This is a genomic window from Nonomuraea angiospora (genome assembly GCF_014873145.1).
Taxonomy (GTDB): Bacteria; Actinomycetota; Actinomycetes; order Streptosporangiales; family Streptosporangiaceae; genus Nonomuraea; species Nonomuraea angiospora.
On record NZ_JADBEK010000001.1, the window covers coordinates 11,043,093 to 11,062,320 of the forward strand.

The window sequence follows — 19,228 nt, forward strand, 5'->3', positions numbered from 1 at the left end:
TGTCCGGAATTATTGCGGCCGGAGGAAACAATGACCGGAGAATGCAGCCCCGCCCTCTATGAATTCTTTCTGCGCGGTCTGGCGAAGTCGCCCGGCCGGGCGGCGTTCCGGGCCGGCGCGGACACCTTGACCTACGACCAGGTCCACCGGCTGGCCCTGCTGTGGGGCGGCGCGCTGCTGCGTACGTCACCGACCGCCGTCGGGGTGCTCGCCGCCAAGGGGGCCGTCTCCTACGTCGGGATCCTCGCCGGCCTCTTCGCCGGGGTGACCGTCGTGCCGCTGCAGCCGGACTTCCCGGCCGCGCGCACCAGGCAGATGATCGAGGCGGCCGGGGTGTCGGCGCTCGTCGTCGACGAACGCGGGCGGAAGATCGCCGAGGAGCTGCTGGGCGAGGGCATGGACGTCGCCGTCCTCGCGCCCGAGGCCGACCCGATCGACCCCGGCCTCGCCCTCCCGCGGCCCCGGCCGGTCGAGGCCGGCGACATCGCGTACGTGCTGTTCACCTCGGGTTCCACCGGGACGCCCAAGGGCGTGCCGATCACCCACGGCAACACCGCCCACTATTTCCGGTTCCTGGCCGGTCGATATGACTTCACCAGTGACGACGTCTTCTCCCAGACGTTCGACCTGACCTTCGACTGCGCCATGTTCGACCTGTTCTGCGCCTGGGGCGCCGGGGCGACGTCCGTGGCCGTGCCGCCGCACGCCTACCGGAACCTGCCGCGCTTCCTCGCCGAGCAGGGGATCACGGTGTGGTTCTCCACCCCCAGCGCGATCTCGATGGTGCGGAGGACGGGCGGTCTCGGCGCCGCCGCCATGCCGTTCCTGCGCTGGAGCTTCTTCGCCGGAGAGGCGCTGAAGGTCGCGGACGCCACCGACTGGCAGCGGGCCGCCCCCGCCTCCGTCCTGGAGAACCTGTACGGCCCGACCGAGCTGACCATCACCATCGTCGGCCACCGCTGGTCCCAGGAGACCTCGCCCGGCCTCGGCGTCAACGGCCTGTCGCCGATCGGGTTCGTCAACGACGGCCACGACCACCTGCTGCTCGACGAGGAGGGACGGCCGGCCGACATCGAGGGCGAGCTCTGGATCACCGGCCCGCAGACCACCCCCGGATACCTCGACCCCGAGCAGGACCACGGCCGGTTCGTCGAGCGCGAGGGCCGCCTCTGGTACAACACCGGCGACCGGGTCCGGCGCGCGGCCAACGGCGAGCTCGTCTATCTAGGCCGGGGCGACGCCCAGGTCCAGGTGCAGGGCTGGCGCGTCGAGCTGGCCGAGATCGACCACGCCGTACGCGGCTGCGAGGGCGTCGAGGACGCGGTGACGGTGAGCACCACGGCCGACGACGCCACCGCGCTCGTCGTCTTCTACACCGGAACCCCCGCGCCGCCGGCCCGCTTCGCCGCCCAGCTCCGCAGGACGCTGCCGGCGGGCCTCATCCCCCGGCACTACCACCACCTGGACGAGCTGCCGCTGAACCCCAACCGCAAGGTCGACCGGGCCGGCCTGCGGGCCAGGGCCGCGGAACTGGCCTGAGCGCACGCTAGGGGCGGGGCTTCGTGCCCCGCATCCCGCGGCGCAGCGAGAAGATCATGTCCTCGCGCATCTTCTTCGTGATCTCGGCGTGCGCGATCACGGACGCGCCGTGGAAGGTCCCCGGATACAGCACGAGCTCCGTCGTGACCCCCGCCTGCACCAGGCGCTGGGCGTACTCGATGCCCTCGTCGCGCAGCGGGTCGAACTCGCACACCACCACCAGCGCCGGGGGCAGCCCGGTGAGGTCGCCGGCCCGCATGGGCGCCGCGTAGGGGGACACGTCCGGTCCGCCCGGAGCCGGGCCGTCCTTGAGGTAGTACCGCCACATGGCCTCGTTGTTGCGGCTGTTCCAGCTCGGTGTGTCGACGAAGTCCCGCATGGACCGCGTCGTCATCCGGTCGTCCAGCACCGGCACGTCCAGGAACTGGAAGCAGATCTCCGGGCCGCCGCGGTCGCGGGCGAGGAGGGAGACCGCCGCGGACAGGTTCCCGCCGGCGCTGTCACCGCCGACCGCGATCCGCCCGGGGTCCACGCCTAGCTCCCCGGCCGCGGAGTGTAACCAGGTCAGCGACGCGTACGTGTCCTCCAGCGCCCCGGGGAACGGGGTCTCGGGGGAGAGCCGGTAGTCGACCGACACCACGACGGCGCCGACCCGGTCGGCGATCTCCGTGCACCGGGCGTCGAACACCACTAAGTCGGAGGCGACGAACCCGCCCCCGTGCAGGTAGAGGAGCGCCGGCCGGGGCCGGTCCGCGGCGGGCGGGCGGTAGAGGCGTACCTTCACCGGGGGCGCGCCCTCGGGACCGGGGATCTCGCGATCGCTGATGTCCACGGGCCGGCCGGGCGTGTACTGCGGGAGCTTGTCGTGGAAGGCCTGCTCTTCCTCGGGGGTGAGGGTGATCTCCCGGTTGACGACCTGGGAGAGTTCGACGTCGGGGATCATCGACGCCCACGGCGCGAGCTCTGAGTCGAGGTTGTAGCGCATGAGATCATCCTCCGTGCCGGGGCGGCGCCGGGTCATCCGCCGAATGGCCGCCGCCGGGCGGGCCCGCCCGGCCGAACGGCGGTGTTCATTGCGCGGGTGGTCATTGCCCGGGTGGTCATTGCCCGGTGTTCATTGCGCGGTGGCGCCGCCGTCGATGGCCAGGGCCGCGCCGGTGATGAAGGCCGCGTCGTCGCTGAGGAGGAACGCGACGAGCGCGGCGATCTCCCCGGGTTGCGCCGCCCGTCCCGAGGGGTTGGGCACCCGGGTCTCCAGCGGCCCGTCCAGCGGCGCCCCCAGCAGGTTGCGCAGCAGCGGGGTGTCGACGTTGCCGGTGACCAGCGCGTTGACCCGTACGCCCCGCTCGGCGTTCTCCAGGGCGACGGCCCTCGTCAGCCCGACCACACCGTGCTTGGCGGCCACGTACGGCGCCGCGCCCGGGATCCCGGCGCAGCCGTAGGTGGAGGCGTTGGTCACGATCGAGCCCCCGCCGGCGGCCAGGATCGCCGGGACCTGGTGCTTGAGGCCGTAGAAGACACTGGTGAGGTTCTGCTCCAGGTCCGCCCGCCAATGTGCCTCGTCCACGTCGGACACCAGCCCGGTCCCGTTCACGCCGCCGACGTTGTTGAACGCCCCGTCCAGCCGGCCGAACTCCGTGACCGCCGAGCGCACCACCCGTTCGGCGTCGGCCTCCACCGTGACGTCGGCCGGGACGAACAGCGCCCGGCCGCCCTTCGCCTGGATGTCGGCCACCACCTGCGCGCCGACGTCCTCGCGCCGGGCCGCGATCACCACGGCGCCGCCGTCGGCGGCGACCCGCTCCGCGACGGCCTTGCCGATGCCGGAAGTCCCTCCTGTGATCACGACGACCTTGGAAGCCAGGTCAGCAGCCACGTCTCATCCTCCGCAAGCTAGTTGTCCGACGGTTCGCGGAACCGGTTGATCTGGTCGATGTGGCGGGCGCGGAACTCGGGGTCGTCGACGCCGAGGCCGGGGCGCGGCGCCAGGCACAGGACCCCGACCTTGCCGCTGTGGGCGTTCGCGTGGACGCGGCGGGTCGCCACCCCGACCTCGTCGAGGTCGTAGACGGCGGACAGGGTGGGGTGGATCGCCCCCTTGGCGATGAGCCGGTTGGCCTCCCAGGCCTCCCGGTAGTTCGCGAAGTGGGTGCCGACGATCCGCTTCAGCGCCATCCACAGGTAGCGGTTGTCGTACTGGTGCTGGTAGCCGGAGGTGGAGGCGCAGGTGACGATCGTGCCGCCGCGGCGGGCCACGTACACGCTCGCGCCCATGGTCTCCCGGCCCGGGTGCTCGAAGACCACGTCGGGGTCGTCGCCGCCGGTCAGCTCCCGGATCCGCGCCCCGAACCGCTTCCACTCCTTGGGGTCGGGGGTCTCCGGGTCCTTCCAGAACCGGAAGCCCTCCTCGGCCCGGTTGATCACCAGCTCCGCGCCCTGGGCCCGGACCAGCTCGGCCTTGTGGTCGCTGGAGACGACGCACACCGGGATCGCCCCGGCGCGCAGGACGAGCTGGGTGGCGTACGAGCCGAGCCCGCCCGCGGCTCCCCAGATGAGCACCACGTCGCCGACCTTGATCTGCGCGCCGTTGCGCGAGATGAGCTGGCGGTAGGCCGTGGAGTGCACCAGGCCGGAGGACGCCGCCTCCTCCCAGGTCAGGTGGGCGGGCTTGGGCATGAGCTGGTTGGCCTTGACCAGGCTGAGCTGCGCGAGCCCGCCGTAGTTGGTCTCGTACCCCCAGATGCGCTGGTCGGGGTCGAGCATGCTGTCGTCGTGGCCGTCGGCCGAGGAGAGCTCGACCGACAGGCAGTGCGCCACGACCTTGTCCCCGGCCTGCCAGCGGTGGACGCCGGCGCCGGTCTTCAGCACGACGCCGGACATGTCCGAACCGAGCACGTGGAAGGGCTGGTCGTGGATCCCGGCCGACGGGACCGCCTTCGCGTAGCGCTTCAGGAAGCCGAACGTGTGCATCGGCTCGAAGATGGCGCTCCACACCGTGTTGTAGTTGATGCTGCTCGCCATCACCGCGACGAGCACCTCGCCGGGGCCGGGCTCCGGCGTGGGGACGTCGGACAGGGTCAGCGACTTCGCGGGATCGCGGTTCTCGGCCGGGATGGCGCCGAACATGTCCACGTCGTCGTGGAGCACGACCGCCGCCCGGTAGCTCTCCGGGATCCGGAGGTTCCTGAGCTGCTCGGCGTCGTACTGCTCGGACAGGAGGACGTCTGTGATTTCCTTCATCGATGCTCCTTGGCGGGAGTTCGAGCGGGTTGGGGGTCAAGGGCCGGCGACAGGACGCGCGGCCCGCCGGGTCAGGACGCGCCGAGCTGGTCGTCCAGCGCGGCGAAGAGCTCCTCGTCGGAAAGGTCGTCGAGGTCCCGGCCGGCCTCCTCCGCCGCGCCGTTCACCCCTTCGGCCGCGTGCAGGATGGCCCGGAACCGGTCGCTGATCTGCGCCCGGTCCCCGGCGGACAGCGCCTGCTCCCGTAGCAGCCGCTCCATCTCGTCGAGCTGGGCGAAGATCGAGCCCGACGGCGTCTCGGGCGCGAGCCTGTCCTGGACGAACCGGGCGAGGGCGATCGGGGTGGGATAGTCGAAGACCAGAGTGGCCGGGAGCTTCAGGCCGGTCGCCCGGCCCAGCCGGTTGCGCAGCTCCACCGCGGTCAGCGAGTCGAACCCGAGCTCGTTGAACGCGCGGTCCGGCTGGACCGGGTCGTCCGAGGTGTGCCCCAGTACCGCCGCGGCCTCCGCGCGTACCAGGGACACCACCAGGCGCTCCCGCTTGGCGGGCGGCAGCTCCGCGAGCCGCGCCGCGAACGCCGTACCGTCGTCGTCGCTCCCGGTGGCGGCCGGCGCTTCGAGCGCCCGCGTGAACTCGGGAACGGCGCTCACCAGGGGACGCGGCCGCGCCAGCGCGAAGGCGGGCGCGAAGCGCTCCCAGTCGATGTCGGTCACCACCAGGTGGCCCTCGCCGCTGCCGACCAGCTGGCCGATGGCCATCGCCGCGGCGTCGGGCGCCATCGGCCGCAGGCCGCTCCTGCCCAGCTGCTCCCCGGCGTCCTCCATCATCCCGCCGCCACCCCAGCCGCCCCAGGCGATCGAGGAGCCCGCGAGCCCGCGCAGCCGCCGGCGCTGCGCCAGCCCGTCGAGGAACGCGTTGGCGGCGGCGTAGGAGGCCTGCCCGCTCGATCCCCACACGGCCGCGCCGGAGGAGAACATCACGAACGCCTCCAGCGGCCGGTCACCCAGGAGCTCGTCCAGGTTGATCGCCCCGATGACCTTGGACCGGGCGTAGCCGGCGAAGTCCTCCAGCGTGGTGTCGGCCACGAGCACGTCGTCGTGCCCGACCCCGGCGGCGTGCATCACCGCCGTCAGGCCGGGGATCGACTCCAGCAGGTCCCGTACCGCCGCGCGGTCGGCCACGTCGCAGGCGGCCACCGTGACCTCGGCGCCCAGCGCCGTCAGCTCCGCCTCCAGCTCCGCGACGCCGTCGGCACCGCGGCCACGGCGGCTGACCAGCACCAGGTGGCCGGCGCCCTCCCGGGCGAGCCACCGCGCCACGTTCGCTCCGACCCCGCTGGTGCCGCCGGTGACCAGCACCGTTCCGCTCGGCTTCCAGCTCGGTGCGCGGTCCGCGCCGCCGTTCGGGGAGCGCACCATGCGGCGCGCCCGTACGACGCCCGAGCGGATCGCCACCTGGTCCTCGCCGCTCGCGCCCGAGAGCACCCCCTGGAGCAGCGCGAGGTCGTCGGCTCCCGGGGCGGGGGGAAGATCGACGATGCCGCCCCAGGTGTCGGGGTGGTCCACCGCGAGAACCGCGCCGAGCCCCCAGAGCGCGGTCTGGAACGGACTGACGCCCTCCGCGGCCCCGCCTCCGCCGGCCTCGCCTCCGCCGGCCGCGTCTCTGGCGGCCTCTTCTCCGCCGGCCGCGTCTCTGGCGGCCGCGTCTCCGGTGGCCCTGCCTTCGGCGCCCCTGTTTTCGGCGGCTCTGTCGTCCAGGGCGACCGCGCCGGACGTGGTCAGCCACAGGGGCGCGCTCACCTCCGCGTCGGCCAGCGCCTGCACCAACGTGACGGTCGCCGCGGCGCCCCGGGACAGCGTCGGGTGCTCCTCGTGCGGCTCGTCGTCGAGCGGCAGGAGACAGAGCACGCCGGTCAGTCCAGGCCGGGCCTGCGCGCGTATGGCTTCAGCGAGCGCGGTGCGGTCCTCGCCGCCGACGACCAGCGGATGCACCCGGGCGGCCCGCGCGGACAGACCGTCCAAAACGTCCCGGACGATCCGCGGATCGCCGCCCGCGGCGGGCACGGCCACCAGCCACGCCGTACCGGTGATCCCCGCCGCGCTCGGCGCGCTCACGCCGCGCCACACCAGCTTGTAACGCCAGTCGTCGAGTACGGACCGCTTGCGCTCCGCGTCCCGCAGGGACGACAGGGCGGGAAGCACGGTCCGCAGGGCGTCCGCGTCCACCTTCAACCGGGTGGCCAGCGCCTCCGTCTCCTCCGACTCCAACGCCTTCCAGAAACCGTCGTCCCGGGGGCCTTCCGACCCGTGCCCGTGGGCCGGCGGCTCCAGCCAGTAGTGGTGGTGTTGGAAGGGGTAGGTGGGCAGGTCGGTGGTGGTGGCGTTGGGGAGGAGGTGGTGCCAGTTGGGGGTGGTGGTGGTGTTGTGGGTGTGGGTGGTGGCGATGGCGGCCAGGAGGGTGTCGGGTTCGGGGTGGTTTTTGCGGAGGGTGGGGGTGAAGTGGCTGGTGGTGTGGGTTGCGGGGATGTTGTGGGGGGCGATGGCGGACAGGGTGGTGTCGGGTCCGATTTCGAGGTAGGTGGTGACGCCGGTGTGGTGGAGGTGGGTGATGGTGTTGGCGAATTGGACGGGTTGGCGGGCGTGGTGGGCCCAGTGGGTGGGGGTGAGGGTGTGGGTGGGGGTGGCGGTGGTGTTGGTGATGAGGGGGGTGTGGGCGGGGTGGTGGGTGAGGGTGTGGGCGAGGGTGTTGAGGGGGGTGAGGATGGGGTCGAGGAGGGGGGAGTGGAAGGCGTGGGAGACGGTGAGGGGGCGGGTTTTGCGGCCGAGGTTGGTGAAGTGGTTGGTGATGTGTTGGACGTCTTCGGTGTTGCCGGAGATGACGGTGCTGGTGGGGGAGTTGATGGCGGCGATGGCGGTGTGGGGGGTGAGGTGGGGGGTGATTTCTTCGGGGGTGGCGTTGATGGCGGTCATGGCGCCGCTTTGGGGGAGGGTTTGCATGAGGTGGGCGCGTTGGGTGATGAGGGTGGCGGCGTCGGTGAGGGTGAGGATGCCGGCGGTGTGGGCGGCGGTGATTTCGCCGAGGGAGTGTCCGGCGAGGTAGTGGGGGTGGATGTCGAGGCTGGCGAGGAGGTGGGTGAGGGCGGTTTGGAGGGCGAAGAGGGCGGGTTGGGTGTAGGTGGTTTGGTTGAGGAGGTGGGCTTGGGGGGTGTGGGGTTGGGCCCACATGATGTCGCGGAGGGGGTGTTCGAGGTGGGGGTCGAGGGCGTCGAGGGTGTTGTTGAGGGCGGTGGCGAAGGTGGGGAAGGTTTCGTAGAGTTGGCGGCCCATGCCGGGGTGTTGGGCGCCTTGTCCGGAGTAGAGGAATGCGGTTTTGCCGGGTCGGGCGCGTCCGGTGATGATGTTGACGCCCCTGCCCACGCCGTTGCCGTTGCCGTTGCTGTTGCCGTTGGGGGTGTCCGGGCGGGTGGGGGTGCCGGCTGGGTTGGCGGACGCGGCTCCGTTGTCGGCTGCGGTCGCGGATTCGGTTGCGGCGTTTGAGCCGTTAGCGCCGTTGGTGGTGGTGCCGGTGCCGTCATGAGCGCCGGTGCCGGTGCCGGTGCCGTCATGAGTGCCGTTGCCGTTGCCGTTGGCGGTCGCGATGGCGGTGCTGATGTCGGTGCCATTGGTCGCGCCAGCACCCGAGCCGTCGCTGTCGTCGCCCGCGCCCGCGTCACCGTTGCTGTTGCCGGTGCCGTTGCTCTTAGCGACGCCGTTGCCAGTGCCAAGACCCGTGCTGTCGGCTGTGTTTGTGCCGGTGAGGTGGTCGAGGGCGTGGTGGAGGTCGTCGGTGTTGCGGGCCAGGATGACGGCGCGGTGTTCGAGGTGGGCGCGTGTGGTGGCGGTCGATAGGGCGATGTCGTGCAGTGGCAGGTCGGGGTGGGTGGTGAGGTGGCCGGCCAGGCGGGCGGCCTGAGCGGCCAGGCTCGTCTGGTCACGGGCGGACAGGGCTACCGGGACCAGGGGCAGGGACGGCGGGGCTTCAGCGCCCGCCCTGGTGCCAGCGCCCGCCCTGGTGCCTGCGCCTGTGCCCGTGTCTGTGCTGACGACGGCGAGGTGGGGGGCTTGTTCGAGGATGAGGTGGGCGTTGGTGCCGCTGATGCCGAAGGAGGAGATGGCGGCGCGGCGTGGTTTGTCGGCGTTGTGGGGCCAGTTCTGGGGGTTTTGGAGGAGGCGGATCTGGCCTTGTTCCCAGTCGACGTGGGTGGTGGGGGTGGTGATGTGCAGAGTCTGCGGAAGAAGTCCTTCGCGCGCGGCCAGGACCATCTTGATCACACCCGCCACCCCGGAAGCGGCCTGCGAATGCCCGAAGTTGGACTTGACCGACCCCAGCCACAGCGGGTCCGCCGGGTCCCGATCGCGCCCGTAGGTGGCCAGCAGAGCCTGTGCCTCGATGGGGTCGCCGAGTTTGGTGCCGGTGCCGTGCGCTTCGACCGCGTCGATGTCACCCGGGGCCAGACCGGCGTTGGCCAGCGCCTGACGGATCACCCGCTCCTGGGAAGGACCGTTGGGGGCCGACAGGCCGTTGCTGGCGCCGTCCTGGTTCACCGCCGACCCACGGATCACACCCAGAACCTGATGGCCGTTGGCCTGCGCCTCCGACAACCGCTCCAGCAGCAGGATGCCCACGCCTTCGGAGAAGACGGTGCCGTCGGCCTCGTCGGAGAACGCCTTGCACCGGCCGTCCCGCGCCAGACCACGCTGACGGCTGAAGTCCACCAGGAGCTCAGGTGTCGCCATGACCGTCACGCCGCCCGCGAGTGCCAGCGCGCTTTCACCTCTGCGCAGGGACTCGCAGGCCAGATGGATGGCAACGAGGGAGGAGGAGCAAGCGGTGTCCACCGTCAACGCCGGGCCTTCGAGCCCGAGGTTGTAGGCCACCCGCCCCGACATGACCGAGCCGGCGTTTCCGGTCTGCAGGTATCCCTCGATCTCCTCGGGGTACGGTCCAGGCCCTGAGCCATAACCGGTCTGAGTTCCGCCGATGAAGACGCCGGTCGGGGTGCCACGGAGCGTGTCCGGGTCGATCCCCGCCCGTTCCAGAACCTCCCACGACGTCTCCAGCAGCAACCGCTGCTGCGGATCGATCGCGATCGCCTCACGCGGACTGATCCCGAAGAACGCCGCGTCGAACCCGGCCGCGTCCTTCAGGAACCCGCCCTCCCGCAGATACGTGGTCCCCACATGATCCGGGTCCGGGTCATACAACGCCTCCAGGTCCCAGCCCCGATCCTCAGGGAACGACGAGATACCCGAACGGCCCTGCACCAGCATCTCCCACAGATCCTCCGGAGAGTTCACCCCGCCGGGGTAGCGGCAGCTCATCGCCACGATCGCGATCGGCTCCCCGACCCCGGCGGAGGTGGACGCGGCCCGGACCGGCGCGGCCGGGGAGGCCGCGTTGTTGCCGGTGACGCGCTGGAGGAGGTGCGCTGCCAGGGCGGTCGGGGTGGGGTGATCGAACACCAGCGTCGCGGGCAGTTTCATGCCGGCGGCCCGGCTCAGCCGGTTACGCAACTCGACAGAAGTCAGGGAGTCGAAGCCCAGGTCCTTGAACGGACGTCCCGCCTGGATCGCCTCGCCGGAGGCATGCCCTAGGACCGCTGCCGCTTCGGCGCACACCAGGGACACCAGCACGTGCTCCTGCTCGGCCGCCGGAAGACCGGCCAGACGGCGTTCCAGCGCCGACCCGCCATCCGAGACAGGCTCGGTGCGGGCAGTGCGACGCGCGGGCGTGCGAGCCAGCCCACGCAGAATCGCCGGTACGCCGTCGTGGCGGTTGCTGAGGGTGTGGGTGTTGATGGGGAGGGGGAGGAGGTGGGGTTGGGGTGTGGTCAGGGCGGTGTCGAGGAGTTGGTTGCCTTGGGTGGTGGTGATCTGGTGGTAGCCGGCTTGTTCGATGCGGGTGATGTCGGTGGTGGTGAGGTGGGCGCTCATGCCGCTGGGTTGGTGCCAGAGTCCCCAGGCGAGGGCTTGGGCGGGTAGGCCGGTGGTGTGGCGGTGGATGGCGAGTGCGTCGAGGAAGGCGTTGGCGGCGGAGTAGTTGCCTTGCCCGGCGCTGTCGAGGGTGCCGGCTGAGGAGGAGTAGAGCACGAACGCTGCCAGGTCCAGGTGGCGGGTGGCGTGGTGGAGGTGCCAGGCGGCGTCTGCCTTCGGCCTCAGTACCCGGTCGATCTTGTCGGGGGTGAGGGAGGTGACCACGCCGTCATCCAGGACTCCGGCGGTGTGGAAGACAGCGGTGAGCGGGTGCTCGGCGGAAACCTGGTCGAGCAGACCCGCCACCTGCTCGGAGTCGGCCAGGTCGCAGGCCGCGATGTCGACGGTCGCGCCGGCTGCTTCCAGGTCGGTGCGGAGTTGGTCGGCGTCGGGGGCCTGGTCTCCTCGGCGGGAGGCCAGCAGCAGGTGCTTGACCTGGTGTTCGGTGGCGAGGTGGCGGGCCAGGATGGCGCCCAGGCCGCCGGTGCCGCCGGTGATCAGCACGGTGCCGTCGGGGTCCAGGCTGCGCGGCATCGTGAGGATGATCTTGCCGGTGTGGCGGGCTTGGGCCATGTGACGGAACGCCTGGCGGGCCTGCTGAACCGGCCAGCACCGCACGGGGAGAGCGGCCAGTTCCTGGTTGGCGAACAAGTCCAGTTGTTCGGCGAGCATTTGGCCGATCCGGTCGTAGCCGGCGTCCATGAGGTCGAAGCTGCGATACCGCACTTGCGGATGAGTTTCCGCCACCTGAGCGGGATCGCGGCGGTCGGTCTTGCCCATCTCGATGAACCGGCCACCCTCAGCAAGCAGATCCAACGATGCGTCGGTGAAAGGCCCGGCCAGCGAGTTGAGCACCACATCCATCCCCGCCCCGCCCATCACCGCAGCGAAGGCATCGGCGAAATCCAGGTCACGGGAAGAAGCGATGTGATCGTCAGGCACGCCCAGCGCCCGCAGCAGATGCTGCTTGGCGGGCGAGGCGGTGGCGAAGACTTCCGCGCCCAGGTGCCGGGCGATCTGGATGGCGGCCATGCCGACCCCGCCCGCGCCGGAGTGGATCAGCACCCGCTCACCACGCGCGAGCCCGGCCAGGTCGACCAGCCCGTACCAGGCGGTCGCGAACGCCACCGTCACCCCGGCACCCTGGGCGAACGACCAGCCCGCAGGCAAGGCGACCAGCAACCGCTGATCGACGACCACCCGAGGACCGAACGCGGCCTCACCCAGGCCCATCACCCGATCCCCGACCCGAACCCCTTCCACCCCGGGCCCGACCTCGGACACCACACCGGCGAACTCGCCGCCGATCGGCTCGCCCTGCTCGGGCACCATGCCCAACGCCACGACCACATCACGGAAGTTCAACCCGGCCGCGCGGACGTCCACGCGGACTTCACCAGCAGCCAGCTCCCGGTCAGCCTCCGGCGCCGGGATCAACGCCAGCTCTTCCAGGGATCCCTTGGCCGGGCAGTCCAGCCGCCAGGCTTGCGGCCCGTCAGGCGTCGCGAGATCACCAGAGGTGTCCGCGCGGGCCAGACGGGGCACCAGCACCCGGCCGGCCCGCACCGCCAGCTGCGGCTCGTCCTCCACGCCCAGCAGCGAGGCCAGCGCGGTGAGCGACTCGGCCGCGTCGTCGAGGTCGACCAGCAGGATCCGGCCGGGGTTCTCGGCCTGGGCAGAGCGCACCAGCCCCGACACCGCCGCACCGACCAAAGCACCACCGGTCTCAGTACCGGTCTTGGTGCCGGTTGTCACCGCGCCGCTGGTGACCAGCACCAGCCGTGTCTCGGCCAGCCGCTCATCAGCCAGCCAGCCGCCCAGAACCCCCACAACCCGATCCAGCTCCGGCCTCAGCCGGTCCTGACCAGAAGCCGTCGGCAGGCGCAGCACCACCGCAGCGGGCAGAGGCTGGCCGGACGCGACCGCATCACCCACCGCCGCCACATCCACGAACTCCCCGACGCCACCACCAGCAGCCTGGATAGCCGCGGCCAGAGCAGGCCACCGCTCACCCACCACCGCCACATCCCCGGCCACAGAACCGGCCGGCTCACCCGGCAGCGGCACCCACTGCACGCGATGCAGCGCATCATGCCCAGGCTGCGGACGCGACGACAGTCCGCCGGCCGGAAGCGGGCGCGAGATCAGGCTGGCGATGATGGCTACCGGCGCGCCGGTGGTGTCGGTGATGTGGATGCTGGTGGCGCCGCCCTCGGCCGGAAGGACGTGGACGCGCAGCTGCTGAGCGCCGGAAGCCAGGAGCTCCACCCCGTTCCAGGCGAACGGGAGCACGACGCCGTCAGCCTGCTCGATGAGGCCCGTGGCGTGCAGGGCGGCGTCCAGCAGCGCCGGGTGGATGCCGTACTGGTCTGCTTCGGCGGCCTCTCGCTCGTCGAGCTCCACCTCGGCGAACACCTCGGCGTCGCGGATCCAGGCCCGCTTGAGTCCCTGGAAGGCCGGACCGTACCCGTATCCGGAGGCGGCCAGCGTCTCGTAGTGGCCGGACACGTCCACCGCCTGGGCCCCCGCAGGCGGCCACTGCCCATCGGCAGGGCCCGCGGTGCCGGTCGTCTCGGTGAGGGTGCCGGCAGCATGACGCGTCCAAGGCCGTCGACCGGTACGGGCGTGAATCGCCACCTCGCGGCGGCCGTCCTCACCGGCGGAGGACACCGCCACCTGGAGCTGGACCGCTTCGTCGCCCTCGATGACCAGCGGCGCCTCAAGCGTCAGCTCCTCCAGCACGGGGCAGCCGACCTCGTCGCCCGCCCGCACGGCCAGCTCGACGAACCCGGTGCCGGGGAAGATCACGGTCTGTCCCACGCCATGATCGGAGAGCCAGGGATGTGTGGCGGTCGAGATCCGGCCGGTCAGCACCAGCCTGCCCTGGTCGGGCAGCTCCACCGCAGCCCCGAGCAGCGGGTGGTCCACCCGGGACTGGCCCAGCCCACCCGCGTCCGACACACCGGTCGTGGCGGGCTCCAGCCAGTAACGCCGATGCTGGAACGCATACGTAGGCAGCTCAACGCCTGTGCCGGGCGCGGTCAGAAGCCGTTCCCAGTCCACGGCGACACCGGCGGTGAACGCCTCGGCCACCGAGCGCACGAACCGATCCGGGCCGCCCTCGCCCCGGCGCAGCGAGCCCACCGCAACGCCTGGCGAGGCCGCCGCGTCCAGGATGTCCTGCACCGCCATCGTCAACACCGGATGCGGGCTCACCTCCACGAACGCGGTGCGGCCATCGGCCAGCAACGCCCGCACCGCGCCCTGGAAGTCCACCGGCCGGCGCGCATTGGAGAACCAGTACTCCGCCCCCAGCTCCGAACCCGCCAGCACCCCACCCGTCACCGTCGAATACACCGGCACCCGCCCCGCCCCAGGCGTGATCGGGCCCAGCATCTCCAGCAACTGCTCACGCAACGGCTCGACCATCTGCGAATGCGAGGCCACCGTGGTCGCGATCACCCGCGCCCGCACCCCCTCACCACGCAGACGCTCGACCAGCTCTCCAGCGCCTGGGTCGGCCCCGCCACCGCACACGAAGCGGGCCCGTTGTCCGCGCTCACCTCCAACCCCGCGCCCAGCGAGGCGATACGCTCCCGCACCACCTCAGCAGGCAACCCCACAGCGGCGATCGCGCCGCGTCCCCACAACTCGGCGGCGAACAACCGGCTGCGCAACACCACCACCCGCACCGCGTCGGCCAGCGACAACACCCCCGCCACGCAGGCTGCCGCCACCTCACCCTGCGAGTGGCCCACCACCGCGGTCGGGCGGACGCCGATGGACTCCCACAGCTCGGCCAGCGCGACCCCGACCGCGAACGCGACCGGCTGCAGCCTCTCGATGGACTGCAGACTCTCGGCATCGGCCAGCACCTGGGCCGGGTCCCAGTCCACCCACCGCCGGATCTCGGCGAAGCACTCCTCCAACCGGGCGGCGAACACCGGCGACGCCTGCGCCAGCTCCACCCCCATCCCGGCCCACTGCGCCCCCTGACCGGGGAACACCAGCACCGCATCCCGCCGCCCCGACGCCGGACCCGACACCGAGCCGGCCACCACCCCGGCACCGGGCTCCCCCGCCGCCAGCGACTGCAGCCCGCTCAGCAACTCCTCCCGGTCGGCGCCCATGACGACGGCGCGCTCCTCGAACACCGGCCGCGTGCGCACCAGCGACAGCCCGACCTCGCCGATCGGCAACTCCGGCCGCGCCACGACATACTCGGCCAACCGCGACGCCTGAGCGCGCAACGCCTCCTCACCGCGCCCCGACAGCACCCACGGCACCACACCCGACACCACAGGAGCGTCCCCGGGTGCCTCCAGCTGCGGCTCGGGAGCCTGCTCCACGATCACGTGCGCGTTCGTCCCGCTCACCCCGAACGACGACACACCCGCCCGCCGCGGCCGCCCGTCCGGCTCCGGCCACTCCCGCGCCTGCTCCAGCAGCCGAACCTGACCCTGCTCCCAATCGACATGCGCCGTAGGAGCGGACACATGCAGCGTCCGCGGCAACAACCCGTGCCGCATCGCCAGCACCATCTTGATCACACCGGCCACTCCGGCGGCGGCCTGCGTGTGGCCGATGTTCGACTTCACCGACCCCAGCCACAACGGCTGCTCAGGGTCACGGTCCCGCCCATACGTGGCCAGCAGCGCGTGCGCCTCGATCGGGTCGCCGAGCGCGGTCCCCGTGCCGTGCGCCTCGACGGCGTCCACCTCGGCACCCGACAACCCGGCGTTCGCCAGCGCCTGACGGATCACGCGCTCCTGCGAGGGGCCGTTCGGAGCCGTCAGCCCATTACTGGCGCCGTCCTGATTGACCGCCGACCCGCGGATCACCCCCAGCACCCGATGACCTGCGGCCACCGCGTCCGACAACCGCTCCAGCACCAGCACCCCGACGCCCTCGGACAGGACGGTGCCGTCGGCCTCGTCGGAGAACGCCTTGCACCGGTCATCCCGCGCCAGGCCGCGCTGGTGGCTGAAGTCCACGAGAAGCTCCGGCGTGGCCATGATCGTCACGCCGCCGGCGAGCGCGAGCGTGCTCTCGCCGGCGCGCAGCGACTGGCAGGCCATGTGGATGGCCACGAGCGAGGAGGAGCACGCGGTGTCCACGGTCACCGCGGGCCCCTCCAGGCCCAGCGTGTACGCCACCCGGCCGGAGATGACGGAGCTGGAGTTGCCCGTCCCCAGGTAACCCTCGCTGCCCTCGGGCAGGGCGCCTGGTGCAGCCGGGGGCCGTAGTCCTGCGGTTCGGCGCCGATGAAGACGCCGGTCCGGCTCTGGTGCAGGGTCTGGGGGTTGATGCCGGCCCGTTCGACGGCCTCCCAGCAGGTCTCCAGGATCAGCCGCTGCTGCGGGTCCATCGCCACGGCCTCGCGCGGGCTGATCCCGAAGAACGCCGCGTCGAACTCCGCGGCGTCGTGCAGGAAGTGGCCCACCCGCGCATAGGTGGTGTTGCCGGCGTCGGGGTCGTCGTCGAAGAGCCGGTCGAGGTCCCATCCCCGGTCGGTCGGGAACCCGGTCACGGTCTCCCGGCCCTCGGTGATCAGCTCCCACAGCTGCTCGGGCGTGGCCACGCCGCCGGGGTAGCGGCAGGCCATGCCGACGATCGCGATGGGCTCGTCGGAGCCGACGGCGGCCGTGATCTCGGCGGTTCGCCGTTCGCCGAGCCCGAGCGCCTCGGTGAGCAGGTAGTCGGCGAGAACGGCCGGCGTCGGGTAGTCGAAGGCGATGCCGATCGGGAGTTCGACGCCGAGCTCGGCGGCGAGCCGGTCGTGCAGTTCGACCGCCGCGAGGGAGTCGAGCCCCATGTCCTTGAAGGTCTGCTCGGGGGAGACCGTCTCCAGCAGCCCGGGCAGTACGGCGCTCATCACGTCGAGCGTCGTCCGGCCCACCAGTTCGATCAGGGACGCCCGGCGTTCCGCCATGGAGAGGTCAGCCAGTCGCAGGGTGAAGGCCGTCGCTCGTCCGGCCCTCGTGGTCGGGGTGCCGCTGGCTTCGAATTCGCTGTTTCCGGACTGGCTCATCTGTTCGACTCTCCATATGAACCGCAGTGATCCTGTCCGCGGCGGTTGAGCCGGGACAGCCGACGATGGATACCTGCAGGGCAGGTGGGTGGTGCTACTCGTACATGCGGACGAACAGCACGTGGGACGAGGAGACGACCCGGTCGCCGCGCATGACGACCTCGGTGGGCGCCGGGCGGCCCAGGAACATGAGCAGGCTCGCCGTCATGCCGTAGGCCCCCGCGTTCGGGACGGTCACGACGTCCCCGGGGCGGAGATCGGGTATGGGGACGTTGCGGCCGAGGATGTCGCCCGGGGTGCAGAGGGGGCCGACGAGGCTGGCCCGCTCCAAGGGCTCCACGGGCTCCGAGGACTCGAACTGGATGGAGACCGGCAGCAGCCGGCCGAGCCCGGACATGCCGCCCAGCGTGTTGATCCCGGCGTCCAGGATGACGAACCGGCCGCCGCGGCTCTCCTTGACGTTGGTGACGGTGCACACGAGCCGGCCGCAGTCGCCGACCAGGTACCGCCCGGACTCGCAGGCGACCTGCGGGCTGCCGGTGCGCCAGCCCGCGAAGTGCGAGTCGAGGACCTCCTCGAGCGCCGCGCGCAGCCCGCCGTAGACGGGGCGTTCGCCGGGGGAGAGGTACGGGGAGGCGAAGCCGCCGCCGATGTCCAGCAGCTCCGGCTCCAGGCCCGTCGAGTCGCGGACCTCGGCCGCCGCGGTGATCGTGTGCTTGAACTCGGCGATCAGGGATTCCTCGTCCTTGGCGTTGCTCAGCGAGAACAGGTGCATCCCCGACAGCCGGGTGCCGGGCACCGACCGGAGCTCCGGCATGAGCTCGGGGAGCGTCTCGCTGTCGAAGCCGAACTGGGAGGGAGCCCCCGTCATGCGGATGCTGGTGGTGGCCCCCGAGGCGGTGCTGTTCACCCGCAGGAGGCAGTCGGCGACCGCGTCCTGTCCCAAGGCGGCCTGCCCGATCCGGCGCAGGTCGTTGACCGACTCGACGGAGAAACGGCGGACGCCGGCCTCCAGGGCGGCCTCCACCTCCTCGGTCGTCTTGCCGGGCCCGGTGTAGAGGATGTCGAGCGGGTCGAAGCCCGCCTGCAGAGCCGCGGCGAGCTCGCCCGTGGAGCTGATCTCGGCCTTGCACGCCGAGCCGCCGCGCTCCCGCAGCGCCTCGGCGATCTCCGGATGGGGGTTGGCCTTGAACGAGAAATAGACGACCGTCCCCTCGGGCAGCGAGGTGCGGAGGTCGTCATAAGCCGCGACGGCACGTTCGAGGTCGTAGACGTACAGCGGCGATCCGTAGCGCGCGGCGAGCTCGGCGTCGCTCTTCACGATATCGGTGGCGTCGTTCAAGATTTCTCTCCTTGGGCGAGGGCATCAAGAGCGGCGGCCCAAGTCAGGCCAGGCCGGCGAGAAATTCGAGCAGGACCCGCCGGAAGAGCTCCGGCTCCTCCAGGTGCGGCGAATGGCTGGAATCCTCGAAGACCTTTCCGCGGGCCCCGGGAATGAGCTCGAGGAAAGGCCGGACCGACTCCTGGGTCACCTCGTCGTGCCGGCCCGAGATCACCAACGTGGGCACGTCGATGCCGGGCAGGAGGTCCATGACGTCCCAGTCCTTCAGGCTGCCGATCACGTGGAATTCGCACGGCCCGTTCATGGCGTGGTAGACGGTCGGATTGCTGAGCGTGTCCATGAACGTGGCCTTGAATTCGCGCGGCCACGGCTGCGTACGGATCACGTGCCGGTTGTAGAAGACCATCATCGCGTCGAAGTATTCGCGGGTGTCCGTCGTCCCGGCCGCCTCGTGGGCGAGCAGCGTCTCGTTCACCCCGCTCGGCAGCAGGTCGCGCAGGATCTTCAGCTCTTTACGCCATTCCGGGTACGAGGCCGGCGAGTTCGCGATGACCAGGCCGCGCAGCCCGGACGGCCGCCCGGACGCGTGTTTGGCGGCCAGCAGACCGCCCCAGGAATGGCCGAAGAGAACGTAGTCGCCGGCGATGCCCAGGCGGTTCAGCAGATTGCCCAGCTCGGCGTCGAACAGCTCCGGCGTCCAGAATCCCGGGTCCACGTCGTCGAGGTGCGAGGAACCGCCGTTCCCGAGCTGGTCGTAATGGACGACCGGCCATCCGGCGTCGGCGAGCTCCGCCATGGGGAGCAGATAGTCATGGGTGCCGCCGGGCCCGCCGTGCAGGGCCACGACCGCCGGTTTCCCCTTTCCCGGGGTGCCGGTCACCCGGTACCAGGTCACGTGGTCGCCGAACGGCAGGGTTCCCCTGGCGCTGGGGGCTCGGGCCAAGTCAACCACCTCATCACGCTCGGCGCGGAGACGGCGCCCCACGCCCGGGTCCATTCATCGAAATGCCGCCCAATGCGCAGGTGAGCGGCCCTGCCGACGCTAGGTGAAGGCCGATCGAGGGC

General features: G+C 71.4%; 8 protein-coding genes and 1 pseudogene. 1 reads left to right on the plus strand and 8 read right to left on the minus strand.

The genetic code is table 11. The features are described from left to right. Positions 1–30: 30 nt before the first annotated feature. Positions 31–1,539 (plus strand): AMP-binding protein, encoded by a 1,509-nt coding sequence (locus tag H4W80_RS50705; RefSeq protein ID WP_192791614.1) that lies wholly within the window; start codon positions 31–33, stop codon positions 1,537–1,539. 7 nt (positions 1,540–1,546) lie between these two features. On the opposite strand, the gene H4W80_RS50710 is transcribed toward H4W80_RS50705, so the two are convergent. The 8 genes and pseudogenes from H4W80_RS50710 to H4W80_RS50745 form a co-directional block, all read right to left on the minus strand. After that, positions 1,547–2,560 (minus strand): alpha/beta hydrolase, encoded by a 1,014-nt coding sequence (locus H4W80_RS50710; RefSeq protein ID WP_225964120.1) that lies wholly within the window; start codon positions 2,558–2,560, stop codon positions 1,547–1,549. A 93-nt stretch (positions 2,561–2,653) separates the two neighbouring features. After that, a complete protein-coding gene (locus H4W80_RS50715; RefSeq protein WP_192791615.1) occupies positions 2,654–3,415 on the minus strand; it encodes an SDR family NAD(P)-dependent oxidoreductase in 762 nt (253 codons plus the stop codon). Between the two features lie 17 nt (positions 3,416–3,432). Next, a complete protein-coding gene (gene ccrA / locus H4W80_RS50720; RefSeq protein WP_192791616.1) occupies positions 3,433–4,779 on the minus strand; it encodes a crotonyl-CoA carboxylase/reductase in 1,347 nt (448 codons plus the stop codon). A 71-nt stretch (positions 4,780–4,850) separates the two neighbouring features. Then, positions 4,851–13,934, minus strand: a complete 9,084-nt coding sequence (locus tag H4W80_RS64945) for an SDR family NAD(P)-dependent oxidoreductase (RefSeq protein WP_475717320.1) — start codon at positions 13,932–13,934, stop codon at positions 4,851–4,853. Beyond that, positions 13,914–15,946, minus strand: a pseudogene (locus H4W80_RS64950) (type I polyketide synthase); the annotation flags it as partial. The pseudogene H4W80_RS64950 and the gene H4W80_RS64945, both read right to left, overlap by 21 nt. Next, positions 15,910–16,821 carry an acyl carrier protein gene (locus H4W80_RS63150; protein WP_192791618.1) on the minus strand — a complete coding sequence of 304 codons (912 nt, stop codon included), beginning with the start codon at positions 16,819–16,821 and terminating at the stop codon, positions 15,910–15,912. The pseudogene H4W80_RS64950 and the gene H4W80_RS63150, both read right to left, overlap by 37 nt. Positions 16,822–16,915: 94 nt before the next feature. After that, positions 16,916–18,163 (minus strand): type III PLP-dependent enzyme domain-containing protein, encoded by a 1,248-nt coding sequence (locus tag H4W80_RS50740; RefSeq protein ID WP_225964121.1) that lies wholly within the window; start codon positions 18,161–18,163, stop codon positions 16,916–16,918. Between the two features lie 43 nt (positions 18,164–18,206). Beyond that, positions 18,207–19,106 carry a proline iminopeptidase-family hydrolase gene (locus H4W80_RS50745; protein WP_192791619.1) on the minus strand — a complete coding sequence of 300 codons (900 nt, stop codon included), beginning with the start codon at positions 19,104–19,106 and terminating at the stop codon, positions 18,207–18,209. Positions 19,107–19,228: the final 122 nt, after the last annotated feature.